This is a genomic window from Microbacterium sp. TNHR37B, from assembly GCF_001620065.1.
Classification (GTDB): domain Bacteria; phylum Actinomycetota; class Actinomycetes; order Actinomycetales; family Microbacteriaceae; genus Microbacterium.
In genome coordinates this window covers 397,545-422,981 of sequence record NZ_LQGV01000003.1, presented here as the reverse complement: position 1 = coordinate 422,981, position 25,437 = coordinate 397,545, and the positions used below count along the sequence as shown (strand labels likewise).

Below are 25,437 nucleotides of genomic sequence, written 5' to 3'. Positions count from 1 at the left end.
GATCGTGATCGGATGATCGTCGGCGTCGGCGTCGACCTCGTCGACATCCCCCGGTTCGAGCGGTCGATCCAGCGGACTCCGCGCCTGATGGAGCGTCTCTTCGCAGAGGGCGAGCGCCGATTGCGGCCCCCCTCGCTCGCCGCCCGCTACGCGGCGAAGGAGGCGCTGATCAAGGCGCTCGGAGGCTCGGACGGCGTGCACTGGACCGACATCGAGGTCGGGTCGGAACCGTCCGGCAGACCGGTCTTCACGTTGGGCGGGGAGACCGCCCGTACGGTGCAGGAACGGGGGATCACGGCGTTGCATCTATCGCTCTCCCACGACGCGGGCATCGCGGTGGCGTACGTCGTCGCGGAAGCGGAAGAGGCCGCGACGGCCGAGGCGGATCGTCGAGCGGGAGGAGCAGCGCGGTGAGTGAGAACACGATGGGTCTGCGTGAGGCCGTCATCGACGTCGCCGCCATCACGGCCAACGTGCGCCATCTCCGGCGATTGACCGACACCGAGGTCATCGCGGTGGTCAAGGCCGACGGCTACGGCCACGGCGCGGTCCGCTCGGCGCGAGCGGCCTTGGCCGGGGGAGCGAGCAGGGTCGCTGTCTCCGACGTCGCCGAGGCCCTCGCCCTGCGTCGCGCCGGCATCGTCGCACCGCTGCTGGCGTGGCTGCACGCGCCGGGGGAGACCTTCGTCGAGGCTGCCGCGGCCGGGGTCGAGATCGGGATCTCCTCGTTCGACCAACTCGCGGCCGCCGCCGCGGCCTCGCGCCCGGACCGCCCGACCGTCGTCCATCTGAAGGTCGAGACCGGTCTCGGGCGCAACGGGATCCCTCCGGAGGACCAGCGGATCGTCTTCGCCGAGGCGGCGCGCCTCGAGCGCATCGGCAGGCTCCAGGTCGTCGGGATCTTCAGCCACCTGTCGAACACGTCCGACGCCGACGATCTCGCTGCCACGGCGCGGTTCGAGCAGGCGCTCGCGGCGGCCGCCCTCGCCGGCCTGCAGCCCTCCGTCCGGCATCTCGCCGCGTCGCACGCGGCCATCGCCCTCCCCGCGACGCGCTTCGACAGCGTCCGGATCGGGATCGCGATGTATGGGCTCTCGCCGTTCGACCACCGCACGTCGGCCGATCTCGGCCTCCGGCCCGCCATGACCCTGCGCGGTTCCGTCGCTGCGGTCCGCCGTGTTCCCGCCGGACAGGGCGTCTCGTACGGATACCAGTACCGGACGGCGACCGAGACCACTCTCGCTCTCGTTCCGCTCGGCTATGCCGACGGAGTCCCCCGCAACGCCTCCGGAGGGGGCGTGGTGCGGATCGGTGGCGCCGAGTTCCCCGTCGCCGGACGGATCGCGATGGATCAGTTCGTCGTGGATGTCGGTGATCACCCGGTCGCGGTGGGCGACGACGTCGTGCTCTTCGGCGACCCCACGCTCGGAGAGCCCGCGGTGGAACGGTGGGCGGCATCTGCCGGCACCATCAACTACGAGATCGTGACGCGTGTGGGTCCGCGGGTGCCTCGCCGTGAGGTGTCGCGATGAGCGGGATGACCGCGCTTGAAGGGGTCCGTGAGATCGCGTCGCCGGAGGCGATGGAAGAGTTCGGTCGCGCCGTCGGCTGCGCGCTCGAAGCGGGGGATCTGCTGGTGTTGACGGGGCCGCTGGGGGCGGGGAAGACGACGCTCACGCGCGGCATCGCGGCGGGGCTCGGGGTTCGGGGGCCGATCCAGAGCCCCACCTTCGTCATCGCCCGCACGCACCCGTCGCTCGTCGACGGGCCGGCGCTCGTGCACGTCGACGCCTACCGGTTGGGGTCGCCCGCCGAGTTCGACGACCTCGGCCTCGACCTCGATCGATCGGTGACGATCGTCGAATGGGGCCGGGGGATGGTCGACGGTCTGGTCGACCGGTGGTGGGAGGTCGAGATCGACCGCGAGTGGTCCGGTGTCGGGCAGGACACCGTGTGCACGGCAGCCGGATCGAGCGAGAGCGTGCCGGACGACGATGCTCCGCGACGGGTGACGGTGACGCGGCGAGACGGCTGACCCGGGGAACGTCGGCGGTGCGACCGCGGCTACCCTGGAGGGGTGATCCTCGGCATCGACACTTCGCTCGGCACGTCCGCCGCCGTCGTGGAACGTGACGGCGTCGTCCGCGCCGAGGCGTCGAGCCCCGATCCGCTGGGCCACGCCGAAGTCATCGGGCTCCTTTTGGAGGCGGTGCTGACCGAGGCCGCGTTCGGTCCCATCGGTGCGACGTCGGCGGCGACCGAGGTCGAGCTGACGCACGTCGCGGCCGGGATGGGGCCGGGTCCCTTCACAGGCCTCCGGGTCGGCATCGCGGCGGCCCGTGCTTTCGCCCTCGGGCGCGACATTCCCGTCGTCGCCGTGCCCAGCCACGCCGCCGCGGCACTGTCAGTGCTGCTGGCCGACCCGTTCGCGCGCGTTCCGCGATTCGCGGTGGTCACCGACGCCCGCCGCAGGGAGTTCGCCTACTCCGTCTACGACGGGCTGGATGACGACGGCCTGCCGCGGTGCGTCGCGGGGCCCGCGCTGGCCCCGCGGGACGCGGTCGATGAGCGGCTGCGAGAGCTGGGCGCCGAGCGTCGTGATGTCGCGACCGTCTCGGCGGCCATGATCGCCCTCGCAGCGGCCCGCGCCGTCGCCGCCGGCCGCGAGCTCGCCGATGCTAGCCCGCTGTACCTGCGGGCACCCGACGTGACGATGCCCTCGGGGCCGAAGCGGGTCGGGACATGACATTGCGCACCGCCACACCCGACGACCTGCCCCGCATCATGGACCTGGAGCGCGCCTCGTTCTCGACCGATGCCTGGAGCTCGGCGATGATGGCGGCTGAGCTCGCCTCCCCGCACGGACGGTACGTCGTCGACGAGGAAGCCGGTCGATTGATCGGTTACGGCGGAGTCCGTGTGGTGCAGGGAGCAACCGACGCGGACATCCAGACGATCGCGATCGCCGCCGATGCGCGGGGCCGGGGACGAGGACGCCTGCTCTTCGCGGACCTGCTGCGCAGAGCCGCCGAACGAGGCGCCCGTGAGGTGTTCCTCGACGTGCGCGCCGACAACCCGGCGGCATCATCGCTCTACATCTCCGAGGGGTTCGTGGAGATCGGGCGCCGGGCGCGGTACTACCAGCCCGATGACGTGGACGCCATCGTGATGAAGCTCGACCTTGCGGGCTGGGCGGCGGCACGGTCGGAGCAGGTCGCTCCGGCGACGAATCCGGCGGGATGGTGCGGATGAGCGAACACGAACCGCTCGTGCTGGGGATCGAGACCAGCTGCGATGAGACGGGCATCGGCATCGTCCGGGGGCGCACCCTGCTCTCGAACACGATCGCGAGCTCCATGGCCGAACATGCACGCTTCGGCGGCGTCGTCCCGGAGGTCGCCGCCCGCGCGCACCTGGAGGCGCTGGAGCCGGCGATCCGTGCCGCGACGGCCGAGGCAGGCGTGGCCCTCACCGATCTCGACGCCATCGCCGTGACGAGCGGACCGGGACTGGCCGGTGCGCTCATGGTCGGCGTGGGGGCGGCCAAGTCGCTCGCCGTCTCCCTGGACCGTCCCCTCTACGCCGTCAACCATCTCGTCGGTCACATCGCCGCCGACATCCTGACCGGCGAACGCGTCGAGTATCCGACTGTCGCGCTCCTGGTCTCGGGGGGCCACACCTCGCTCCTGCTCGTGCGTGACCTCGTCTCCGATGTCGAACTGCTCGGCGAGACGATGGACGACGCCGCGGGGGAGGCTTTCGACAAGATCGCACGCATCCTGGGGCTGCCCTATCCCGGCGGACCCGAGATCGATCGGGTGGCCGCCGAGGGTGACCCCGCGGCCATCCGCTTCCCGCGCGGACTCTCCCGGGCCTCTGACATGGCCGACCACCGCTACGACTTCTCCTTCTCGGGGCTGAAGACCGCCGTGGCGCGGTGGGTGGAGCGGGCCGAGGCGACCGGAGAGGAGATCTCGGTGCCCGATGTCGCGGCGTCTTTCCGGGAGGCGGTCATCGACGTCCTCGTGACCAAGGCGCTCGACGCGTGCCAGCGGCACGGGGTACCGCGACTGCTGCTGGGCGGCGGCGTCGTCGCGAACCGGCGCTTGCGCGAGGTCGCCCTCTCCCGCGCGGAGGCCGCGGGCGTCGCCGTGCGGATCCCTCCGCTCACGCTCTGCACCGACAACGGTGCGATGATCGCCGCGCTCGCCGCCGAGCTGATCCGCAGCGGACGACCTGCCTCGACCCTCTCCTTCGGCGCCGACTCGACCCTCCCGGTCACGCAGATCCAGGTGGCGGTGAGCTCATGACCTCCGAGCGCCCCGACGGAACCACCCCTCTCCCCGACGACGTTCCTCAGCTCCCGGTGCCACTCCTGGATGCCGACGCCGCGTCCGCCGGCGGTGAGTCCGCGCTCCCCGGTGCGCACCGGGGCGGTTTCCGACGTCCGCTGACGGAGCCGATCGAGATCGTCTCCGCCGCGAACCTCCCCATCCCCGAGACGCCCGACCTGCGGTGGGTACCTCCGCCTCCGCCGCCCCTCCCGCGTTCGGCGGGCTGGGCACTGACCTTCGCGATCCTGGCGCTGGCGATCTCGCTCCTGGTCGGGTGGGGGTTCCCCGCCGGTATGCTCGGCGCCGTGCTGGCGATCGTCGCGCTTCGGCGCCCGTGGGAGAACCGCGGCATCGCGGTCTGGGCCCTCTGCCTGAGTGTGCTCTCGCTCGCCTACAGCGCCGGATGGCTCTGGTGGGCCCACATGCAGGGTGCGCTCTGGTCGTGAGGGGTGTCCGCTGCCTCCTTGACTCGCAGACTCTCCTAGAGCCTGTCGGCGAGAAGCGCGACGCGGGCCGAGCCGATGCGCGTCAGGATCAGCGTGGCGGAGGCGGATCCGCGCAGCTTCAGGCGCGTGCGCAGCCGCGCGGGGTCGACGTCGACGCCCCGCTTCTTGATCTCGAGTGTTCCCACTCCTCGCTCCCGCAGCGCACGGGCCAGCCGCGAGATGTCGGTGGGGAGGGATTCCCGGATGCGGAAGGTCTGCGCGAAGGGAGTCATTCGAGAGGTGTCGGAGGTGAGGTACGCGATGCCGTCGGACACCATCCCCGCATCGAGGTCCCGCGCGAGATCGCCGATCAGACGCGCGCGGATCACGGCACCGGCGGGCTCGTGGAGGAACTCGCCGAGCGGGCGGACCGGCTCGTCGACGCTGTCGCCGGCCGCGGTCATCTCGCGTGCCCGGTCGCCGGTGACGACGAGCGCCGCCCGGCGTACCCCCTCGCGGGCCAGCGATCCCGTCCAGAGGACCAGCTCGATCGTGGCGCCGTCGACGGTGATCCACTGTGCCTCGACCGGGTGGCCGTCCGTTCCTGAGGGGAGGCGGTCGCGATCGAAGCCGGGGCCGAGCTTGATCCCCGTCGGCACTCTCGCGGCCAGGTCGAAGGACCACTCCAGCGGCGGGGACCATTCATCCGACGACGTCCGTCGCGTCTCCTCGTGGCCGGCCGTGCGGCGGGCCGGGTCGAGCCAGACCGCGTCCACCTCCGTGAGGTCGACCTCCTGAGCCCGGGCGTGCCGAACCGTCACGGCGTCGGCGAACGGGGCGAGGTTGTAGGCGGCGATCGCCGCAGTGACCTCGTCCGCCTCGACGGCGAGCACCTCCAGGCCGATCCCCGCCAGCCCCAGGGAGTCGCCCCCGATTCCGCATCCCAAGTCGGCGACGCGTCGCACTCCCGCATCGCGGAACCGTCCCGCGTGTCGTGCGGCGACGGCCAGGCGTGAGGCCTGCTCGAGGCCGGCGCGCGTGAAGAGCATGCGGGCGGCGAACGGGCCGAACTTCGTCTCGGCGCGATGGCGCAGGCGCGCTTGCCCGACGACCGCCGACACCCGTTCAGGGGCGTGACCGGCGGCTCGGAGCCGGCTGACGACCGCGGCGACGTCGTCGGTCGACGCGACCGGTCCGACCTCGTCCAGGAGTCGGAGCCCCTCGGGGGTCAGCAGCGACGTCAGTTCGGCGAGATCCACCCGGCAAGCCTATGCCGGGCGGTCTGCCCAGCCCCGTCGGCTTGCGCGCTCCGGCGTCGGGAGGCGGCAGTGGGAGGGCGCGAGATCCGGTTGGCACTCGCGTTGCACGAGTGCCAACCGGGCCCTAGACTGGCGTTAGCACTCGAAGTGTGCGGGTGCTAATGAGTCTTGAGGCAAGACCCCTGAAGCAAGAAAGAGGTAGACCGTGTCGGTTTCCATCAAGCCGCTCGAGGACCGCATCGTCATCAAGCAGGTCGAGGCTGAGCAGGTGACGTCCAGCGGACTCGTCATCCCCGACACCGCGAAGGAGAAGCCCCAGGAGGGCGAGGTCGTCGCGGTGGGCCCGGGTCGCATCGACGACAACGGCAACCGTGTGCCGCTCGACGTCGCGGTCGGCGACCGCGTCATCTACAGCAAGTACGGCGGGACCGAGGTCAAGTTCGGTGGCGACGAGTTCCTCGTCCTCTCCGCGCGCGACGTCCTCGCTGTCGTCGTTCGCTGACATCGCCCCGCGCGACTGGTCCGCGCGACGGTCTCGAAAGGCCCGGATGCCTCGGCGTCCGGGCCTTTCGCCGTTCCTGCCGAGCGGGCTGGCAGGATCTCCGCGGATATCGGCAGGATCCGACCCGGCACACCGACGCGCGCTGAGTCAGGACCGTTCTAGTCTTGGACTCATGACATCCCGCAGCCCTGACGCCGAACGTGCACGCGGCGGGGTCTACGCGTTCATCGCCTATCTCCTCTGGGGCTTCCTGCCCCTCTACTTCCTCACGTTGCCCCCGACCGGGCCGTGGGAGGTCGTGGCGTGGCGCATCCTTCTCTCTCTCGTCTTCTGCGCGCTGCTTCTCACCGTCACCCGCTCGTGGGGCAAGCTCTGGGCGATCCTGCGCAACCGTCGGCTCGTCCTCTGGACGATCGCGGCCGGCCTGCTCATCTACGTCAACTGGCAGGTCTTCCTGGTCGGCACCCTCACCGGTCACGTCATCGAAGGCAGCCTCGGCTACTTCATCAATCCGATCGTGACCGTGCTCCTCGGCGTGCTGGTCCTCAAGGAGCGCCTGCGCGTCGCGCAGTGGGCCGCCATCGGCATCTCAGCGATCGCCGTCCTCGTGATCGTCATCGGATACGGAGCCTTCCCGTGGATCGCGCTGACGCTGGCCGCCAGCTTCGGCACCTACGGACTCGTCAAGAAGCAGATCGGACCGAGCGTCGACGCCATCAGCGGCCTCACGCTGGAGTCGCTGTGGCTGGCCCCCGTGGCAGTGGTGCAGTTGATCGTGGTGGGCGCGACCACCGGGACCACGATGGGCCAGGTCAGTGCGGGGCACACCGCGCTGCTCCTTCTCGCGGGAGTGGTCACCGCAACGCCGCTCCTCTTCTTCGCCGCCGGCGCCCGCCGTGCCACACTCACCGTCATCGGCCTGCTGCAGTTCGTGGCGCCCATCCTGCAGTTCATCACCGGCGCGTGGATCATGGGCGAGCCGATGCCGTGGGAGCGCTGGATCGGTTTCGGGCTCGTGTGGCTCGCGCTCGTCGTCCTGATGGTGGATTCGGTGCGTTACGCTCGGCGCTCCCGCGCCGCGGTCGCCCCCGTTGCGTAGCGGTTCCTGCTCTGGATCGCGGCCTCCCTGCGTGAGACGATCGCCGTATGACCGGTCGTGGCGTCGGAGCAGCACTCTTCATCCTCGGCGGCGGGGCGGAGATCGTCCGCGTGATCGCCACGCATTTCGCCACGCAGTCGTTTGCTGCACCACCGGTGGTCGTCGCGGCCATCACCCTCGGTCCTTCGCTCGTGATCGCGCTCGGGGCCGTCACGGTAGGTGTGTCTTTTCGTGGTCGCGCACGCCTGGCCTTCCTTCTCGTGGGCATTTTCGGGCTCCTGGTCATTGTGGTGAATGTCATCCAGATCTTCCTCGGCTCGCCGCTGGGTCCGGCCCCCTCTCAACTCGCCGCAGCGTTGTCTTTCCTGGCGACTCTCGCCGGCGCGGTGCTCCTCCTCACGGATCGTGCGACGCGCACGCCGGCTCGATGGGCGTTGGCTCTCCCGGCAGGGGCAATCCTGGTGCTCGTGGCAGGCATGTCTCTCATCCCGTGGGACGCGTGGTTCGCCCTCCCCGCGATCGGGTACGTCTGCGGCGGCTCTCTCCTTGTGGTTCCGGCCAGACGAGGCTTCGCGGATCCGACGCCCTCCGTTGTCGTCGACCCGTCGTCGCCGTAGGCCGTTCAGACCTCGTTCGCCGGCCGCCGGTCGCTGGGGAGCGGGGCGCGACGGTGGCTGTCACCAGTCGCGAGGTCCGGAGTCTCCGAAGGGTCTCGCGCGCTGTCCGTCGAGGAAATCGTCGATCGTCTGAGCGCGGCGCCGCCCGCGCAGCGGCTTCCCCGGCTGCGCCTGGGCTCCGGCCGGGAGAGCGCCCGGGGTCATGCTCGCCCAGTAGTCGAGGCGTCGGCGCTTCTCGCGTCGACGGCGACGTTGCCGGGCGGCCCGAGAGGCGGCGTACACCGAGATCGTCGCGATGATCCCGATGCAGACACCGACGATGCCGCCCGCGACATAGGGGAACAGAAGGTCGGGGGTCACCTCGTCAGGCTAGCGCTCGGCTCATCACGACGAGTGGCTCGCGACGGGGAAAGATAACGAAAGTAACGATTCGGGAGGCGTTACACAGCGTTAACGGATCGCAACATTGCCGACGCGCTGCGGCGATTAGGTTATTCCCAATTGGGGCGGCACCCGGGGTCGCCCGCGTACGCAGACAGCAAGGAGCAACATGACCGTTCTCACACGCTCACGCGCCGCGAAGATCATGGGCGGCATCGCCCTGGTCGGCGCGAGCGCGCTCGTCTTGGCCGGCTGTTCCGGCTCCCCGGCACCCGGCGCGAGTTCCGCCGCGCCCGGCGACGACTACACCTTCCCGATCGACTGCGACAAGGCAGCGCCGGAGTCCTACACGCCCGAGTACTCCTCGACGTCGAAGGGTCCGGGCACCGACCTCAAGTACACGATCGGCACGGCGCTGCCGGTCACCGGCAACCTCGCCTTCCTCGGACCGCCCGAGATCTCGGCCACCGAGTACGCCGCGTCCGTCGTCAACGAAGCGGACAAGGGCGTCACCATTGACCTCGTTCAGGGCGACTCGGGCGACACCGACAACAAGGCGTACGAGACCGAGGTGCCGCGTCTGCTGAACGCCGGCGCCACGGCCATCATCGGCGCCGCCTCGTCGGGGACCTCGCTGCAGTTCATCGACCAGGTGATCGCAGCCGACGCCATCCAGTTCTCGCCCGCCAACACCTCGGCGGCCTTCACGGGTTACAAGGACAAGGGCCTGTACTGGCGCACCGCGCCGTCCGACGTCCTGCAGGGCGAAGTGCTCGGCAACCTGATCTCCGGTGACGGTAACGAGACCCTCGGCCTCATCGTTCTCAACGACTCGTACGGCACCGGTCTCGCCTGCTTCACGAAGGACGCCTTCGAGAAGGCCGGCGGCAAGGTCGTGGCGGCGTCGCTCTACAACACGGGTGACACCAACTTCTCGGCTCAGGTCGAGGACGTTCTGGCCGCCGACCCCGACGCCATCGCGCTGATCACGTTCGAAGAGGTGAAGACGATCATCCCCGAGTTGGTGGGGGCGTCCTTCCCGTCCGACAAGATGTACTTCGTCGACGGCAACCTCTCCAACTTCGGCGACGAGTTCCCGGCCGGAACTCTGACGGGTGCCAAGGGAACCTACCCCGCGGTCGATCCCGCGACCATCACCGAGTTCCGTGACAACCTGCAGAAGTACTGGACCGACGAGGGCAACGAGGAGCTCAAGGACTTCACGTACGCCCCCGAGTCCTACGACGCGGTGATTCTGCTGGCGCTGGCGGCGCTCGAGGCCGGTTCCACGGAGGGTCCGGACGTCGCGGCCCACCTGCAGCAGGTCTCCGGCGGCTCGGGTGACGGCACGAAGTGCACGAGCTACGCGGAGTGCGCGGACATCATCATCGGTGGCGGCGTCGCCGACTACGACGGTGTGTCCGGCCCGATCACGTTCGACGAGGTCGGCGACCCGACCCAGGCGTCGATCGGCATCTTCGAGTTCGGTGACGACAACAACAACGAGTTCGTCGAGGTGGGCTGACCGCCTCACGGATCGAAGGGCCCCGGTCTGCGGACCGGGGCCCTTCGCCGTCGCGGGATGATCGCCGCCCGGCGCCGATTGCCGCCCGGTTATCCTGGGGGCATGATCACCACGACAGACGGGCTCACCGATCGTCCCTGGTGGATCGCCGTGACCCTGTGGGTGCTCGCCGTTGCCGTGGCCGCCGTGGGCGTCGCCGTCGCGATCGCGTCGTCGAGCGTGTGGCCGCTCGTCGCCTTCGCCGGACTGTTCCTGCCGATGATCCCGGTGGGGCGGCGGCAGCGTCGGACTCAGTCGGCGCCGAGCGTCCCGAGGTAGAGGCCGATGACGTTCGGGTCGTTCAGCAGTTCACGGCCCGTGCCGGTGTAGGCGTCGCGACCCTGATCGAGGACGTAGCCCCGGTCGCAGATCTGGAGGCACCGGCGGGCGTTCTGCTCGACCATGATCGTCGTCACGCCGGCCTTGTTGATCTCCGAGACCCGCAAGAACGCCTCGTCCTGCCGGGAGGGGGACAGGCCCGCCGAGGGCTCGTCGAGGAGGAGCACGTGCGGGTCCATCATGAGGGCTCGCCCCATCGCGACCATCTGGCGCTCGCCGCCGGACAATGACCCCGCCCGCTGAGCGAGTCGCTTGGCCAAGTCGGGGAAGACCGAGGTCACGAAATCGACCCGTTCGGCGTACGCCTTCGGACGTTGGTAGGCGCCCATCTGGAGGTTCTCGGCGATCGTGAGGCTGGGGAAGACGTTGTTGGTCTGCGGAACGAACCCGACGCCCTTGCCCACGAGCTTGTTCGCGCGAAGCCCCGTGATGTCCTCACCGTTGAGCAGGACGGCTCCGGAACGGATCTTGACCTGACCGAAGATCGCCTTGAGCATGGTCGACTTGCCGGCGCCGTTGGGGCCGATGATGCCGATCAGTTCGCCTTTGGCCGCGGTGAGACTCGCGCCGTTGAGGATGTTGACGCCGGGGAGGTAGCCTGCGACGACCTCGCGGAGCTCGACGACGTTCTCCGGTGCGTCGCTCCGCACGTCGGCGGTGGCGGCGGGGGCGGTTCCGCTCATTTCTGGTCCTCCGCTTCCTGGGGCGTGGCATCGCCGTCGGCGTCCACCGCGTGACTGAGCTCTTGCGCCGTCTCGACGAGCTCCTGCGCCTCGGCGGGGAGGTCTCCCGCGTAGCGTCCGGTGACGACGCCGAGGTCGACGTCCTGGTGCGTGCCGAGGTAGGCGTCGATGACGGCCTGTTCGCGCATGACCGCGTCGGGCGGACCTTCGGCGACCACCTTTCCCTCCGCCATCACGACCACCCAGTCGGCGATGTGTCGCACCATGTGCATGTCGTGCTCGACGAAGACGACGGTCATCCCGAGGTCCTTCAGATCGAGGATGTGGTCGAGGAGCGACTGTGTGAGGGCGGGGTTGACCCCGGCCATCGGCTCGTCCAGCATCACCAGCGTCGGGTCGCTCATGAGCGCGCGCGCCATCTCCAGGAGCTTGCGCTGCCCGCCGGACAACGAGGCCGCGAAGTCCTTCTCCTTGGCGTCGAGCTTGAAGCGTCTCAGCAGATCCCGGGCCTTGACCTCGATCTCGGCTTCGCGCCGATTCCAGAGGAACGGCAGGATCCCGGCCCAGATCTTCTCGCCCGTCTGGCGGGGCGCTCCGAGCTTCATGTTCTCCAGCACGGTGAGAAGACCCAGCGACTTGGTGAGCTGGAAGGTGCGCACCTGACCCATTCGCGCCGTCTTGAACGCCGGGATGCCGGAGAGGTTGGTGCCGTCGAACGACCACGACCCTGCGTTGGGCTTGTCGAACCCGGTGAGGAGATTGAAGAGCGTGGTCTTTCCGGCGCCGTTCGGGCCGATCAGCGCGGTGATCGCGTTCCGTGGGATCTCCAGGTGCTCGACATCGACGGCGGTCAGGCCGCCGAACTCACGCCGGACCCCGTCGATGACGATGATCGGATCCACCTTGGCGACGCCGGGAGCGATGTCGCCGGTGTGGAGCCCGGTGGTCTTGGGGCGAGGAGTGGGAGGCGTCACGTTAGCGGACAAAGGTCAGCTCCTTCTTGCTTCCGAGGAGACCCTGCGGGCGGAAGATGACCAGCAGCATCAGGGCGACACCCACCAGGACGAACACGAGCATCTGACTCTGCTCGGTGGACATGAACGGCAGCCAGCCGACCTTGACCAGCGCCGGGAGGAGGTTGGAGAGGAACGCGCGAACCACCCAGAACAGCACCGCGCCCAGCACCGGTCCGAAGATCGTGGCGGCGCCTCCGAGGAGGAGTGCCGTCCACACGTAGAACGTCTGGGAAGTGACGTAGACGTTGGGGTTCACGTTCGTCCCCATCGCGGTGATGATGCCGCCCGCCGCGATGATGACGCCGCCGACGATGAGCGCCTGCATCTTGAAGGCGAACACGTTCTTGCCCAGCGACCGGACGGCGTCCTCATCCTCGCGGATACCGCGGATGACGCGTCCCCACGGGCTCCGCATCAACAACCACACCACGAGCACCACGATCGCGATCGTGAACACCCCGATGAGGATCACCCACCACTGATCGGACTGATACGTCCACGGACCGAGGCCCCACTTGCCCGGAGGGAGAGGGTTGCTCGCGCGGAACCCGGCTTGGAAGCCGGAGAGGCCGTCGGCGGACCCCGTGTAGTTGCGGAAGGCGGAGGTGAGGAAGAAGAGGCGCAGCACCTCCGCGGCGGCGATCGTGACGATCGCCAGGTAGTCGCCGCGAAGGCGCAGGGTGGGGATACCCATCACGAGGGCGAACAGCACGGCCGCGATGAGACCGATCAGCGCCGCGAGCGGCCACGGGAGGCCGAAGGTCAGGATGGAGATCGCGAACCCGTAGGCGCCGATGGCCATGAAGCCCGCGACGCCCATGTTCAACAGGCCCGCGAAGCCGAAGTGCACCGACAGGCCGGTGGCGGCAAGGATGTAGCCCAGCGTGGCGGGCGCGAGGATCTGCGCCAGCGTGTTGTTGAGAATCTGTCCGAAGTCCACGGCGATCACCCGATTCGCTCTCGGCGTCCGAGGATGCCCTGCGGACGGAACAGCAGAATGACGATGAGCACGGCCAGCGCGCCCACATACTTCATGTCGGACGGTATCCAGAGGGTCGACACCTCGACGAGCATTCCCACGATGATCGAGCCGATCAGAGCACCGAAGGCCGTGCCGAGACCGCCCAGGGTGACCGCCGCGAAGATCAACAGCAGGATGCTCGTTCCCATGTCCCACTTGATGCCGGGGCGGAAGTACGCCCACAGCACTCCGGAGAGGCCGGCCAGGGCCGCCGCCAGCACCCAGACGACGCGGACGACCGCGTCGACGTCGATTCCGCTCGCCGCCGCCAACGACGGGTTGTCCGAGACGGCGCGGGTGGCGCGGCCGATGCGGGTGCGCATGAGCCACCACGCGAAGGCGCCGATCACGACCAGCGAGACGATCATGCTGACGACGTCGGTGACCGTGAGCCGGATGGGGCCGAGTCCGGGGATGGTGGCCGCGGCACCGCCGGGGAGCTGGGCCGTGCCGCCGCCGACGAACATCTGGTAGACGTACCGCAACGCCAGCGAGAGGCCGATCGAGACGATCATCAGCTGTACTGTGCCGAGGCCCTTGCGCCGGAGGGGCCGCCAGAGGCCCGCGTCCATCCCCAGCCCGAAGCCTGCCGAGACGGCGACCGCGAGGGGGATCGCGAGCCAGATCGGGAGGTCGAAGCCGACAGAGAAAAGGAGCGCCGCCAGCGCTCCGAAGGTGACCATCTCGCCGTGGGCGAAGTTCGAGAGCCCGGTCGTTCCGAACACGAGCGAGAGCCCGATCGCGGCGAGGGCGAGCATGAGGCCGAAGTTCAACCCGTTCACCGCCCGCGAGAGGAACTGGTCGAGGAACGAGGTCGTCGCGCGCTGCCCGGCTTCCAGAGTGAAGTTCTTCGTGATCGTGCGCCCGGCTCCGAACTCCGCCTCCTGCGTGAAGTCGAAGCCTTCGGGTGCCTGCACTCCACTGGGCAAGCTCGACTGAACCAGCTCGACCGTGTAGGCGCGGTCCTTGTCGGGAACCCCGATGCGGACGTTGCCGCGGTCGCTCGTCACGCCCTGGCCGGTGAAGTCGCCGCCGGTGACGGTGATCTCGGCTCCGACGACCGGCTCGCCGCCCGTGCGCACGTTGACGACGACGGTGTATGGCAGGTCTTCGGTGTCGGCATGGGCGGCGGTGGGGAGGCCCGCGAAGAGCGTCGCCCCCGCGAGCACCGCGCCCAGGAACAGGACGATCCACCGCAATGGGCGTCTCGTACTCACGGTCGTGGGACTCACAGATCCTCCAGTCCGTACGCCTCGAGAGGCGCGGGTCGCATCCACGGTGATCAACGACGGTACGAGCGTAATGTGTCGGCGTTGTTTCGCCTACCTCACACTCTTTTCCCTTCCCCGGGAAGGGAACGTGTGCTAGACACCCGCGCCCGCGACGTTCTCGGAATGAAACCGCACCGTCGCGCCTTAGAATCGGATAACCCCGAAAACGCAGGAGATTGCATGGAGCACAACGACCCGTTCGGTTTCGTCGGACTGACCTACGACGACGTTCTGCTGCTTCCCGGGCACACCGATGTGATCCCGTCCGAAGCCGATACCTCCTCCCGCGTGACCCGGCGCATCACCGTCGCGACGCCCCTCTTGTCGGCGGCGATGGACACCGTCACGGAGGCGCGCATGGCCATCGCGATCGCGCGCGAAGGCGGCATCGGGATCCTGCACCGGAACGCCTCGATCCAAGAGCAGGCCTCGATGGTCGACCGGGTCAAGCGCAGCGAGTCGGGGATGATCACCGACCCCATCACGACGACCCCCGACGCGACGATCGAAGAGGTCGACACCCTCTGCGCGCAGTACCGGATCTCGGGACTGCCGGTGGTCGACGAGGACGGACGCCTGGTCGGCATCATCACCAACCGCGACATGCGGTTCGTCTCGGGCTTCGAGCGTCAGACGACGAAGGTGCGCGACGTCATGACGAGCGAAGGGCTCGTCACCGGGCGAGTGGGGATCGGGGCGAACGAGGTCATCGCGCTCTTCGCGCAGCATCGCGTGGAGAAGCTGCCCCTCATCGACGACGAAGGCAAGCTCGCCGGCCTCATCACGATCAAGGACTTCGACAAGAGCGAGAAGTACCCCCTCGCCACGAAGGACGAGCAGGGGAGGCTCCGCGTCGGCGCGGCGATCGGCTTCTTCGGAGACGCGTGGCAGCGCGCCGAGGCCCTGCGCGACGCGGGTGTCGACGTCCTCGTGGTCGACACCGCCAACGGTCAGTCCGCCGGCGTGATCGACATGATCCGTCGCATCAAGGCGGACTCCTCTTTCGACCACATCGACGTCATCGGCGGCAACGTCGCCACGCGCGAAGGCGCCCAGGCCCTCGTCGACGCGGGAGCCGACGCCGTGAAGGTCGGGGTCGGGCCGGGGTCGATCTGCACGACGCGCGTCGTCGCGGGCGTCGGCGTGCCGCAGGTCACCGCGATCTGGGAAGCGTTCCAGGCCACCCGCGAGGCCGGGATCCCGGTGATCGCCGACGGCGGCCTGCAGTACTCGGGCGATATTGCGAAGGCTCTCGTGGCCGGCGCCGACACCGTGATGCTGGGCTCCCTCCTGGCCGGCACCGACGAGTCGCCGGGCGAGATCGTCTTCCAGGGTGGCAAGCAGTTCAAGCTCTACCGCGGCATGGGATCGCTCGGCGCCCTGCAGACCCGCGGGAAGAAGACGTCGTACTCCAAGGACCGCTACTTCCAGGCCGACGTGCCCAACGACGACAAGCTCATCCCCGAGGGCATCGAGGGGCAGGTCGCCTATCGCGGACCCGTCTCCGCCGTCGCCTATCAGCTGGTCGGGGGCCTGCGGCAGTCGATGTTCTACGTCGGCGCCCGCACGATCGAGGAGCTGAAGGCGCGGGGAAAGTTCGTGCGCATCACCCCCGCAGGCCTCAAGGAGTCCCACCCGCACGACGTCCAGATCGTCGTCGAAGCTCCCAATTACAAGAAGTAGGTCCGCTCGGGAGATCCGGAGCCCTGCGCGGAACCGACCTCGATCGGATGGTGGCCGGCCGTCGCGATAGACTGGTCGGCTCTGCGCGACCGGCCGGGGCAGAACAGGATCGCTCGTGGGCCACATCGACGTATCGGCGGTGTCGTACGTCCTCCCGGACGGACACCCGCTTCTGGATGCCGTGACCTTCCGCGTGGGCTCCGGCACCACGACCGCCCTCATCGGGCCCAACGGGGCCGGGAAGTCCACGCTGCTGCGTCTGATCCGGGGGGAGTTGACCCCGCCCGAGGGAGCGATCGTGGTGACCGGGGGACTCGGCGTCATGGACCAGTTCATCGGCCACGGCGCGGAGGGGGAGACGGTCCACGATCTTCTCGTCGCCGTCGCGCCCGCCCGTATCGCCCATGCGGCTCGCGCGCTGGAGGCCGCGGAGAACGCCATCATCGAGCACGACGACACCTCGACGCAGTTGGCGTACGCGCAAGCGCTCGCCGACTACGCCGAGGCCGGCGGGTACGAGCACGAGACGGTGTGGGACACCTGCACGACGGCGGCACTCGGCATCCCCTATGAGCGTGCCCGCTTTCGGGATCTCGCCACGCTCTCGGGCGGGGAGCAGAAGCGGCTGGCGCTCGAGGCGCTCCTGCGTGGACCCGACGAAGTGCTGCTCCTGGACGAGCCCGACAACTATCTGGACGTGCCGGGCAAGCGGTGGCTGGAGGACCGGCTCCGAGAGTCGTCCAAGACGGTGCTGCTGGTCTCGCACGACCGTGAGCTGCTCGCTCGAGCCGCCGACCGCATCGTGACTCTCGAGGTCACGGCGTCCGGCAGCACGGCGTGGATCCACGGTGGCGGCTTCGCGACCTATCACGAGGCGCGCACGCATCGGATGGAGCGCTTGGAGGAACTGCGCCGGCGATGGGACGAGGAGCATGCGAAGCTGCAGCGACTCGTCGCCGAGATGCGGGTGAAGGCCGCGGCGAGCGACGACTTCGCCTCGCGATATCGCGCCGCCCAGACGCGGCTGCGACGCTTCGAGCAGGCCGGCCCTCCCGAGGAGCGTCCGCCCGAGCAGAACCTGCGGCTGCGTCTGCGCGGAGCGCGCACGGGCAAGCGCGCCGTCGTCGCGGAGCGGCTCGAGCTCACGGGTCTCATGCGGCCCTTCGACCTGGAGGTGTGGTTCGGCGACCGGGTGGCCGTCCTGGGCTCCAACGGCTCGGGCAAGTCGCACTTCCTCCGGCTGCTCGCCACAGGCGGCACCGATCCCGATCCGACGCTCGGGCACGTCACCCAGATCGGGGCTCGGCTGGACCCGGTCGCGCACAGCGGGCGGGCGGTCCTGGGCGCGCGGGTCACGCCGGGATGGTTCGCGCAGACCCACGAACACCCCGACTACACCGGGCGGACGCTGCTTCAGATCCTGCACCGCGGCGACGACGCGCGGGCCGGGCTCGCCCGCGAGGCCGCGAGCTCGGCCCTGGACCGTTACGGACTCGTGCGGCAGGCCGAGCAGGTCTTCGAGAGTCTGTCCGGCGGACAGCAGGCGCGGTTCCAGATCCTGCTGCTGGAGCTGTCGGGGGCCACCCTCCTGCTCCTCGACGAGCCGACCGACAACCTCGACCTCGTCTCGGCGGAAGCGCTGGAGTCCGCGCTCGGGTCGTTCGAGGGCACCGTCCTCGCGGTGACGCACGACCGCTGGTTCGCGCGATCGTTCGACCGCTTCCTCGTGTTCGGATCGGACGGCCTGGTGTACGAGGCGTCGGAGCCGGTCTGGGACGAGAGACGCGTCGCACGTGCGCGATGAGGCGTCCTCCGCCCGCGGCTCCCGCGACGACGACGGGTAGGCTGGGGGCGTGAGCATGGAGATCGAGATCGGCCGCGCCAAGCGCGCCCGCCGCGCGTACGCGTTCGACGACATCGCCGTGGTGCCTTCTCGTCGCACCCGCAATCCCGAAGACGTCTCGACGTCTTGGTCGATCGACGCGTTCGGGTTCGAGATCCCCGTTCTGGGGGCGCCGATGGACTCGGTCATGAGCCCGCAGACGGCGATCATGCTGGGGCGGCTCGGCGGCCTCGGTGTGCTCGACCTCGAGGGGCTGTGGACGCGATACGACGACCCGGAGCCGCTCCTGGCGGAGATCGCGTCGCTTCCCGCCGAAATCGCGACACGACGCATGCAGGAGATCTATGCGGCGCCCGTCAAGCCCGAGCTCGTCCGCGACCGGCTCGCGGAGATCCGCGACGGCGGAGTGACCGTCGCGGGGGCGCTCACTCCGCAGCGCACACAGGAGCTGTACGAGACCGTCGTCGCGGCCGGCGTCGATCTGTTCGTCATCCGCGGCACCACCGTCTCGGCCGAGCACGTGTCCAGTGACACCGCGCCGCTCAACCTCAAGAAGTTCATCTACGACCTCGACGTGCCTGTGATCGTCGGCGGGGCCTCCACGTACACCGCTGCCCTCCACCTGATGCGCACGGGCGCGGCGGGAGTCCTCGTCGGCTTCGGCGGGGGCGCCGCCTCGACCACTCGCGCCACGCTGGGGGTCCACGCGCCGCTGGCGACCGCGGTCGCCGATGTCGCCGGGGCGCGACGGGATTACCTCGACGAGTCGGGCGGACGCTACGTCCATGTCATCGCCGATGGCGGTGTCGGCACCTCGGGCGACATCGTCAAGGCGCTCGCGATGGGCGCCGACGCGGTGATGCTCGGCGTCGCGCTCGCGCGCGCGATCGATGCGCCCGGCCGCGGCTTCCACTGGGGTCCCGAGGCTCACCACCCCAAGCTCCCGCGTGGCCGCCGCGTGGAAGTGGGCCAGGTGGCCCCCCTCGAGGAGATCCTCTACGGCCCCGCTCCCGTCGCCGACGGCACCGCCAACCTCATCGGCGCCCTCCGCAAGTCCATGGCGACGACGGGGTACTCCGACCTCAAGGAGTTCCAGCGCGTCGAGGTGGTCGTCGCGCCGTACTCCTCGCACTGATGGCCTCTTCCGCTTCCTCCGCGCTCGCCCCCGACCTCCCCGAGGTCTTTCCGCCCACGCTGCGGGAAGTGATGCTGCGCCCGTGGTGGATCGGCATGCTCGTGTTCGCCCTGGCGGTGGCGGGGATCTTCGCCTGGCTCGGGCAGTGGCAGCTGGAACGCGCGATCGACACCGCCCCGCCTCCGCCGGGCGCGACCGAGAAGGCGCAGCCCCTCGAGGACGTGGTCGAACCGGGCGCCTATCTTCCCGAGCCGCTCGTCGGTCAACGCGTGGAGGTCACCGGGGTCTGGAGCGAGTCGGACCTGCTGGTCGTCTCGTCGCGGTTCAACGACGGCGTCGAAGGGTACTGGGTGACGGCGCCGTTCCTCGTCGACGGCACCGCGCAGCCCACGGCGCTCGCCGTCGCCCTCGGGTGGACCGCGACGCGCGCCGAGGCCGACGCCGCCGCGCGATCGATCGCGCAGGAGCTGGCGACGATCGACGCGGCACCGTTCACTCTCACCGGCCGGCTCATCTCCGACGAGGGCCCGCGGGTGCCCGCCCCGGGAGCCCCGATCACCGAGATGACCACGATGTCCCCCGCGGCGCTGCTCGGGCAGTGGCATCCCATCGACGGGCTCGACGTCTACCGCCCCTACCTCGTGGCCGACATCGATGCGCTCGGTCCCATCGACCCGCCCCCGGGACTCGTCGCGATCGACTCGCCGGCACCCACGGAGCTGTCGAACGTCAACTGGTTGAACATCTTCTACGCCGTCGAATGGGCGGTGTTCGCAGGCTTCGCCTTCTACATGTGGTACCGCCTGGCCCGCGACGCGTGGGAGAAGGAGGTCGAGGCGCTCGAGGATGCCCGCGCGGCCGAAGGGCACGTGGCCGCGGCCGGGGCAGCACCTGCCGCCGACTAGAGTGGAGGGCATGCCCGTACAGCCGAAACTCGCCGCGTTCCCGGCGATCCGCGGGGCGTTGAGGTTCTACCAGATCGCCTCCATCATCACCGGTGTCGGCCTGCTCCTGCTCGTGACGGAGATGGTGCTCAAGTACACACCGCTGCACGTGGAGCTGTTCGCGGGCGGCTCGGGAGGCCTGCTCTGGTTCGCCCCCGTCATCGCCGGCCCGGGGTGCGAGTGGTTCTCCCTGTTCATCCCCGGGGGCAACGGCTGCGAGATGACCTCGGCCGGCGACGGATTCAACATCTCCCTGTTCATCCTCATCGCGCACGGCTGGTTCTACGTCGTGTACCTCTTCGCCTGCTTCCGCATCTGGAGCCTCATGCGCTGGCCCTTCCTGCGGTTCGTGCTGCTCGCGCTCGGCGGGATCGTGCCCCTGCTCTCGTTCATCATGGAGACGCGCGTCGCGCGGGAGGTGCGTGGGTATCTCGCGCGCCGCGAAGCCGAAGCGGCGGCCGTCTCCTCCGTTCCCGCGTCGGAAGGCCCCCGGTGACCACCCAGACCGAAACCGCCCAGCGGCCCGTCCTCGTCGTCGACTTCGGCGCCCAGTACGCCCAGCTCATCGCCCGCCGGGTGCGCGAGGCGGGGGTGTACAGCGAGATCGTGCCGCACACCGCGACCGCTACCGAGATCGCGGCGAAGAACCCGGTGGGGATCATCCTCTCGGGAGGACCGTCGTCGGTGTACGAGCCCGGAGCGCCCTCGCTCGACCCCGGCGTGCTCGAACTCGGTGTCCCGACGCTCGGCATCTGCTACGGCTTCCAGGTGATGGCTCAGCAGCTCGGCGGCGTCGTGGCCAACACGGGGCTGCGGGAGTACGGTGCGACCGACGCGGTCGTCGCGAACGATGGCGGCGTCCTCCTCGGCGGCCAGCCGTCCGAGCAGAACGTGTGGATGAGCCACGGTGACCAGGTGGCTCAGGCTCCCGACGGCTTCGAGGTGCTCGCCTCCACCGCGGCGACCCCCGTGGCCGCCTTCGGCAGCGACGAGAAGTGCTTCTACGGCGTGCAGTGGCACCCCGAGGTCAAGCACTCCGACCACGGGCAGGAGGTGATCGTCAACTTCCTGCACAAGGCCGCGGGGCTGCCGTCGGACTGGAACAGCGGAAACGTGATCGCCGAGCAGATCGAGAAGATCCGCGCGCAGGTCGGCACCGGACGCGTCCTGTCGGCCCTGTCGGGCGGTGTCGACTCCGCTGTGTCGACGGCGCTCGTGCACGAGGCCGTCGGCGACCAGCTCGTGGCCGTCTTCATCGACCACGGCCTCCTGCGCAAGGGGGAACGGGAACAGGTCGAGAACGACTACGTCGCCTCCACCGGAGTGCGCCTGATCACCGTCGACGCCCGAGAGACGTTCCTGAACGCCCTCGCCGGCGTCAGCGACCCCGAGCAGAAGCGCAAGATCATCGGGCGCGAGTTCATCCGCGCCTTCGAGAAGGTGCAGGCCGACCTCATCGCCGAAGCGGCCGCCGAAGGCGACCCGATCCGATTCCTGGTGCAGGGAACGCTGTACCCCGACGTCGTCGAATCGGGCGGCGGGACGGGGACGGCGAACATCAAGAGCCACCACAACGTGGGAGGGCTTCCGGAAGACCTGCAGTTCGAGCTCGTCGAACCGCTGCGCACCCTCTTCAAGGACGAGGTGCGGGCGATCGGCCGAGAGCTGGGATTGCCCGAGGCGATCGTCGGTCGGCAGCCCTTTCCGGGGCCCGGCCTCGGCATCCGGATCGTGGGTGAGGTCACCGCTGATCGTCTCGAGATCCTGCGTGACGCCGACGCCATCGCCCGCGAGGAGCTGACCAAGGCGGGCCTGGACGGCGAGATCTGGCAGTGCCCCGTCGTGCTCCTCGCCGATGTGCGCTCCGTGGGGGTGCAGGGTGACGGTCGCACGTATGGACACCCGATCGTGCTGCGTCCGGTCTCGAGCGAGGACGCGATGACGGCGGACTGGACCCGACTTCCCTACGACGTGCTCTCGAAGATCAGCAACCGCATCACCAACGAGGTGCGCGAGGTCAACCGGGTGGTGCTCGACGTCACGTCCAAGCCGCCGGGGACCATCGAGTGGGAGTGAGCCGCCGGCGGTCGTCCCCCTCGGGGAGACCGGCTACGTGATTCGGGCGACCGGCTACGCGATTCGCCCCCGGGGAGCAAGAGCGGGGGACCCCTGCCCCGATTGCTCCCCGGGGGCGAATCGCTTCGCCTCCCGACCGGCGGGAGTGCGCCCCGGCGTGTTGTGCGAGAGGACGGGCGGCGAGGCTCAGCGGGTGAAGCGGAGGGTCGCGATCTGGAACGGGCGCAGCGAGAGCGTCGCCGAGAGGCCGCTGTCGCCGGACGCCGATGACGTCAGTGCGGCGGCGGGGATCTCGCGTTCGAGCAGGTCGGTCTCGACCACCCCGGTCGCCGCGAACGACGCCGTCAGCTCCGCGGTCGTGCGCACGCCGAGCGCTTCGTAGAGCCGCACGATCACGTCGCCGCTCCCGTCCTCGGCAAGCTTGACCGCCTCCACGACGACCCCGGGATCGCTCACCGTCAGGAGCGGATCGATCTCGGTCGCGGCCGCGTCGATCGTCCGCACCGGAAGGTTGATGCGGTAGCCCTCCGTGACCGCGTCGGCGACGTCCGCGCCGACGACGAGGCCCACGCGCAGGCGGTGCTCACCGCGGTCCTGTGTCGGATCGGGGAACAGCGCCGAACGGATGAGCGAGAGCCGCACGAGGCTGATCGTCCCGCCGCCTTCGCCGCGGGGCGCGCGGGTCACATCGTGGCCGTACGTCGAATCGTTGACCACCGCCACGCCGAAGTCGGGCTCCGCCACGCGGATCCAGCGATGCGCGACGGTCTCGAAGCGGGCGGCATCCCACGAGGTGTTGGTGTGCGTCGCCCGATCGATGTGCCCGAACTGGATCTCGCTGGTCGCGATGCCCGTGTGCACATCGACGGGGAAGGCGAGCTTGAGGAGCTTCTGCGTCTCCTGCCAGTCGAGATCGAACGACAGCGACACCGTGCGGGAGCCGGCATCCAGCGAGATCCGTTGTGTGACGCGAGACGATCCGAAGCGGCGCGCGACGACGATCTCGTCGCCGTCGACCCGAAGGTCGTGGACCTCCGTGAGGTCGGTCACCGTCTCGCGGTAGTGCACGTCGACGTCCCATGCGTCCCACTGCGTCGGGGTGTCCCGGTGCAGCTGCAGCAGGCCGGCCGCGGCGCCCGGGGGGACGGCGTCTCGTCCCGTCGTGAGGTCGACGGCCGACACGATGAGGCCTCGGCCGTCCACCGTGACGCGGACGACCCCGTTGTCGAGTACCCAGCCGTCTCCTTCCGCCTGTGGCGCGACGCGCTCGGGCGCGGCGGAGGCGGTGGCACCCAGCGCGCGGATGCCGTCGCGGCCGTGGGGCGCGGCGTTGGCCCGCACGACGCGGTCGCCCTCGCCGGCGAGGGCCCGCAGGCTCGCCCCGATGATGTCCTCCAGCTCGCGGGCGACCGCGGCGTAGTTGCGCTCGGCGTCGTGGTAGACCCACGCGATCGAGGAGCCGGGGAGGATGTCGTGGAACTGCTGCAACAGCACCGTCTCCCACGCGCGGGAGAGCCGCTCCGCCGGGTAGTCGGCCCCGGCGCGCACCGTCGCGGTCGCGGCCCACAGCTCGGCCTCGCGCAGGAGGTGCTCGCTGCGCCGGTTGCCCTGCTTCGTGGCCAGCTGGCTCGTGTAGGTGCCGCGGTGGAACTCCAGATACAGCTCGCCGACCCACACCTCGGGATCGGGGTACTCGTCTTCGGCCGTCTCGAAGAAGCGGCGCGGCGAGCTGTGCACCACCTTCGGCGACCCCTCCAGCGAGCCGGTCCGAGCGATCGCGTGGGCCATCTCCCGCGTCGGTCCACCGCCACCGTCGCCGTAGCCGTAGGGGAGGAGCGACACCGAGGCGCGACCCTTGTCGGCGAAGTTCCGTTCCGCGTGGGCGAGCTCCGCGGCCGAGACCACGGAGTTGTAGGTATCGACCGGGGGGAAATGGGTGAACAGGCGCGTGCCGTCGATCCCCTCCCACTGGAAGGTGTGATGCGGCATCCGGTTCGTCTCGTTCCACGAGGTCTTCTGCGTGAGGAACCACCGCGCGCCGGCCGCACGCGCGATCTGCGGCAGGGCTCCGGTGTACCCGAACGAATCGGGGAGCCACACCTCCGGGGTGTCGAGGCCGAATTCACGCAGGAAGAACCCCTTGCCGGCGACGAACTGCCGCGCCATCGCCTCGCTCCCGGGCATGTTGGTGTCGGATTCCACCCACATGCTTCCCACCGGGACGAAGCGTCCCTCCTCCACGCGCCGGCGGATGCGCGCGAACAGGTCGGGGTAGTACTCCTTCATCCAGGCGTACTGCTGCGCCGAGGACGCGGCGAAGACCACCTCGGGGTCCTCATCCATGAGCGAGAGGACGTTCGAGAAGGTACGGGCGACCTTGCGCACCGTCTCGCGGACGGGCCACAGCCAGGCGGAGTCGATGTGGGCGTGCCCGACCGCGTGCAGCGTGTGGGCGCTCGCCGCGGCAGGGGAGGCGAGGACGGGGGCCAGCACGGCCCGTCCCGCGGCGGCCGTACCCGCGACGTCATGCGGGTCGACGGCGTCGATCATGCGCTCGAGCGCCTGCAGGATCGTCGCGCGGCGGGGCGAGCCGGCATCCAGCTGGCCGACGAGGCCCCGCAGCGCGCGCGTGTCGGCCAGGAGCGCCGTCACCTCGAGGTCGCGCAGGCGGACATCGACGTGCCGGAGCGTGTAGATCGGGTCGGTTCCCGCAGTGGCCGGGTCGCCCACCGGGGTCGGGTCGAACGTGAAGAGGCTGCCGACGTCGGGGTTCGAAGCCCCCTCGATGTACACGTCCACGGTGCCGTCTTCGGCCACCGCCTCCACGACCGCATTGTTGAGGGGAGCGATGCCGCGAAGCGGTCTGCCGTCGGTCGTCCACACCATGGCCTCGCACTGGAAGCCCGGCTGCCCGGTGGTGAAGCCCAGATCGACGACCAGCTCCGCCCGGGTGGCCTCGGGGAGTCTCCCGTCGGCGTCCCGCCACGCCTCGGGAACCCGTCCGTGCACGCGGAACCACGTCGTGCCCCACGGGCGGCCCCAGAGGTCGCCCGCGGCGAAGGGCTCGTAGTCGCCGCCGGCGGCCTCGGCGAAGTCCACGGGTTCTCCCGGTGCCTCCCAGCGTGCGAGCTCGAGTGGCTGTGCGGCGCGGTAGAGGGAAGCCTGCAGGCGTTCGCGAAGGAAGCGGTCGACCCGGAGCTCGGCGAGCGTGGAACGGTCATGCATGGTGAGGTGTGGCCTTTCGA

General features: G+C 69.8%; 25 protein-coding genes. 18 read left to right on the top strand and 7 right to left on the bottom strand.

Going from position 1 to position 25,437, the window contains the following annotated elements:
• The first annotated feature begins 12 nt into the window (after positions 1-12).
• Genes AVP41_RS10235 through AVP41_RS10205 form a run of 7 tightly spaced genes read left to right on the top strand, consistent with a single transcriptional unit; the run spans position 13 to position 4,780 of the window.
• Positions 13-414: a holo-ACP synthase gene (locus AVP41_RS10235; RefSeq protein ID WP_067163998.1), complete on the top strand. Its 402-nt coding sequence runs from the start codon at positions 13-15 to the stop codon at positions 412-414.
• An 11-nt stretch (positions 415-425) separates the two neighbouring features.
• Positions 426-1,532 (top strand): alanine racemase, encoded by a 1,107-nt coding sequence (alr, locus tag AVP41_RS10230; protein WP_067165797.1) that lies wholly within the window; start codon positions 426-428, stop codon positions 1,530-1,532.
• Entirely contained in the window at positions 1,529-2,035 is a 507-nt protein-coding gene (gene tsaE, locus AVP41_RS10225) for a tRNA (adenosine(37)-N6)-threonylcarbamoyltransferase complex ATPase subunit type 1 TsaE (RefSeq protein ID WP_067163996.1), read from the top strand. Before alr ends, tsaE begins: the two co-directional genes overlap by 4 nt.
• A 42-nt stretch (positions 2,036-2,077) precedes the next feature.
• Entirely contained in the window at positions 2,078-2,746 is a 669-nt protein-coding gene (gene tsaB / locus AVP41_RS10220) for a tRNA (adenosine(37)-N6)-threonylcarbamoyltransferase complex dimerization subunit type 1 TsaB (protein ID WP_067163994.1), read from the top strand.
• Positions 2,743-3,252: a ribosomal protein S18-alanine N-acetyltransferase gene (gene rimI, locus AVP41_RS10215; RefSeq protein ID WP_067163992.1), complete on the top strand. Its 510-nt coding sequence runs from the start codon at positions 2,743-2,745 to the stop codon at positions 3,250-3,252. Before tsaB ends, rimI begins: the two co-directional genes overlap by 4 nt.
• Positions 3,249-4,310: a tRNA (adenosine(37)-N6)-threonylcarbamoyltransferase complex transferase subunit TsaD gene (gene tsaD / locus AVP41_RS10210; protein ID WP_067165793.1), complete on the top strand. Its 1,062-nt coding sequence runs from the start codon at positions 3,249-3,251 to the stop codon at positions 4,308-4,310. The genes rimI and tsaD overlap by 4 nt, the downstream gene beginning before the upstream one ends.
• Positions 4,307-4,780: a hypothetical protein gene (locus AVP41_RS10205; RefSeq protein ID WP_067163990.1), complete on the top strand. Its 474-nt coding sequence runs from the start codon at positions 4,307-4,309 to the stop codon at positions 4,778-4,780. The genes tsaD and AVP41_RS10205 overlap by 4 nt, the downstream gene beginning before the upstream one ends.
• Positions 4,781-4,815: 35 nt before the next feature.
• Here the strand turns inward: AVP41_RS10205 and AVP41_RS10200 are convergent, their stop codons facing one another.
• Complete coding sequence (locus AVP41_RS10200) at positions 4,816-6,018, bottom strand: class I SAM-dependent methyltransferase (protein ID WP_067163987.1); 1,203 nt, start codon at positions 6,016-6,018, stop codon at positions 4,816-4,818.
• Positions 6,019-6,223: 205 nt separating this feature from the next.
• Here AVP41_RS10200 and groES point away from each other — a divergent pair, with 205 nt between their 5' ends.
• The 3 genes from groES to AVP41_RS10185 all read left to right on the top strand — a co-directional run bounded on the left by groES (position 6,224) and on the right by AVP41_RS10185 (position 8,236).
• Positions 6,224-6,520, top strand: coding sequence for a co-chaperone GroES (gene groES, locus AVP41_RS10195; RefSeq protein ID WP_005050391.1), 297 nt, complete (start codon positions 6,224-6,226; stop codon positions 6,518-6,520).
• 172 nt (positions 6,521-6,692) lie between these two features.
• Entirely contained in the window at positions 6,693-7,619 is a 927-nt protein-coding gene (gene rarD / locus AVP41_RS10190) for an EamA family transporter RarD (RefSeq protein WP_067163986.1), read from the top strand.
• Between the two features lie 47 nt (positions 7,620-7,666).
• On the top strand, positions 7,667-8,236 hold the full coding sequence (locus AVP41_RS10185) for a hypothetical protein (RefSeq protein WP_067163983.1): 570 nt from the start codon (positions 7,667-7,669) through the stop codon (positions 8,234-8,236).
• A 60-nt stretch (positions 8,237-8,296) separates the two neighbouring features.
• Here AVP41_RS10185 and AVP41_RS10180 read toward each other — a convergent pair whose 3' ends face one another.
• Positions 8,297-8,596, bottom strand: a complete 300-nt coding sequence (locus tag AVP41_RS10180; protein WP_067163980.1) for a hypothetical protein — start codon at positions 8,594-8,596, stop codon at positions 8,297-8,299.
• A 190-nt stretch (positions 8,597-8,786) separates the two neighbouring features.
• On the opposite strand from AVP41_RS10180, the gene AVP41_RS10175 reads away from it, so the two are divergent.
• Positions 8,787-10,142, top strand: a complete 1,356-nt coding sequence (locus AVP41_RS10175) for an ABC transporter substrate-binding protein (RefSeq protein WP_067163977.1) — start codon at positions 8,787-8,789, stop codon at positions 10,140-10,142.
• Between the two features lie 102 nt (positions 10,143-10,244).
• Positions 10,245-10,460 carry a hypothetical protein gene (locus tag AVP41_RS10170; protein ID WP_067163975.1) on the top strand — a complete coding sequence of 72 codons (216 nt, stop codon included), beginning with the start codon at positions 10,245-10,247 and terminating at the stop codon, positions 10,458-10,460.
• Here AVP41_RS10170 and AVP41_RS10165 read toward each other — a convergent pair.
• Genes AVP41_RS10165 through AVP41_RS10150 form a run of 4 tightly spaced genes read right to left on the bottom strand, consistent with a single transcriptional unit; the run spans position 10,433 to position 14,457 of the window.
• The gene (locus AVP41_RS10165) at positions 10,433-11,203 is read right to left on the bottom strand and encodes an ABC transporter ATP-binding protein (RefSeq protein WP_067163972.1); all 771 of its coding nucleotides are present in this window, start codon (positions 11,201-11,203) and stop codon (positions 10,433-10,435) included. The two genes, AVP41_RS10170 and AVP41_RS10165, sit on opposite strands and share 28 nt — an antisense overlap.
• Positions 11,200-12,189 (bottom strand): ABC transporter ATP-binding protein, encoded by a 990-nt coding sequence (locus AVP41_RS10160; RefSeq protein ID WP_067163970.1) that lies wholly within the window; start codon positions 12,187-12,189, stop codon positions 11,200-11,202. Before AVP41_RS10160 ends, AVP41_RS10165 begins: the two co-directional genes overlap by 4 nt.
• Positions 12,179-13,159 (bottom strand): branched-chain amino acid ABC transporter permease, encoded by a 981-nt coding sequence (locus AVP41_RS10155; RefSeq protein WP_067165789.1) that lies wholly within the window; start codon positions 13,157-13,159, stop codon positions 12,179-12,181. The genes AVP41_RS10160 and AVP41_RS10155 overlap by 11 nt, the downstream gene beginning before the upstream one ends.
• Before the next feature lie 5 nt (positions 13,160-13,164).
• A complete protein-coding gene (locus AVP41_RS10150; RefSeq protein ID WP_231902730.1) occupies positions 13,165-14,457 on the bottom strand; it encodes a branched-chain amino acid ABC transporter permease in 1,293 nt (430 codons plus the stop codon).
• A 234-nt stretch (positions 14,458-14,691) separates the two neighbouring features.
• On the opposite strand from AVP41_RS10150, the gene guaB reads away from it, so the two are divergent.
• The 6 genes from guaB (at position 14,692) to guaA (ending at position 22,192) form a co-directional block, all read left to right on the top strand.
• Positions 14,692-16,194 (top strand): IMP dehydrogenase, encoded by a 1,503-nt coding sequence (gene guaB, locus AVP41_RS10145; protein ID WP_067163966.1) that lies wholly within the window; start codon positions 14,692-14,694, stop codon positions 16,192-16,194.
• Positions 16,195-16,309: 115 nt separating this feature from the next.
• A complete protein-coding gene (locus AVP41_RS10140) occupies positions 16,310-17,998 on the top strand; it encodes an ABC-F family ATP-binding cassette domain-containing protein (RefSeq protein WP_067163964.1) in 1,689 nt (562 codons plus the stop codon).
• Positions 17,999-18,053: 55 nt separating this feature from the next.
• On the top strand, positions 18,054-19,172 hold the full coding sequence (locus AVP41_RS10135) for a GuaB3 family IMP dehydrogenase-related protein (protein ID WP_067163962.1): 1,119 nt from the start codon (positions 18,054-18,056) through the stop codon (positions 19,170-19,172).
• A complete protein-coding gene (locus AVP41_RS10130; RefSeq protein WP_067163960.1) occupies positions 19,172-20,077 on the top strand; it encodes an SURF1 family protein in 906 nt (301 codons plus the stop codon). The genes AVP41_RS10135 and AVP41_RS10130 overlap by 1 nt, the downstream gene beginning before the upstream one ends.
• Before the next feature lie 10 nt (positions 20,078-20,087).
• On the top strand, positions 20,088-20,612 hold the full coding sequence (locus tag AVP41_RS10125) for a DUF3817 domain-containing protein (protein WP_067163958.1): 525 nt from the start codon (positions 20,088-20,090) through the stop codon (positions 20,610-20,612).
• The gene (guaA, locus tag AVP41_RS10120) at positions 20,609-22,192 is read left to right on the top strand and encodes a glutamine-hydrolyzing GMP synthase (RefSeq protein ID WP_067163956.1); all 1,584 of its coding nucleotides are present in this window, start codon (positions 20,609-20,611) and stop codon (positions 22,190-22,192) included. The genes AVP41_RS10125 and guaA overlap by 4 nt, the downstream gene beginning before the upstream one ends.
• Before the next feature lie 186 nt (positions 22,193-22,378).
• Here guaA and AVP41_RS10115 read toward each other — a convergent pair whose 3' ends face one another.
• A complete protein-coding gene (locus AVP41_RS10115) occupies positions 22,379-25,417 on the bottom strand; it encodes an alpha-mannosidase (RefSeq protein WP_067163954.1) in 3,039 nt (1,012 codons plus the stop codon).
• Positions 25,418-25,437 lie beyond the last annotated feature (20 nt).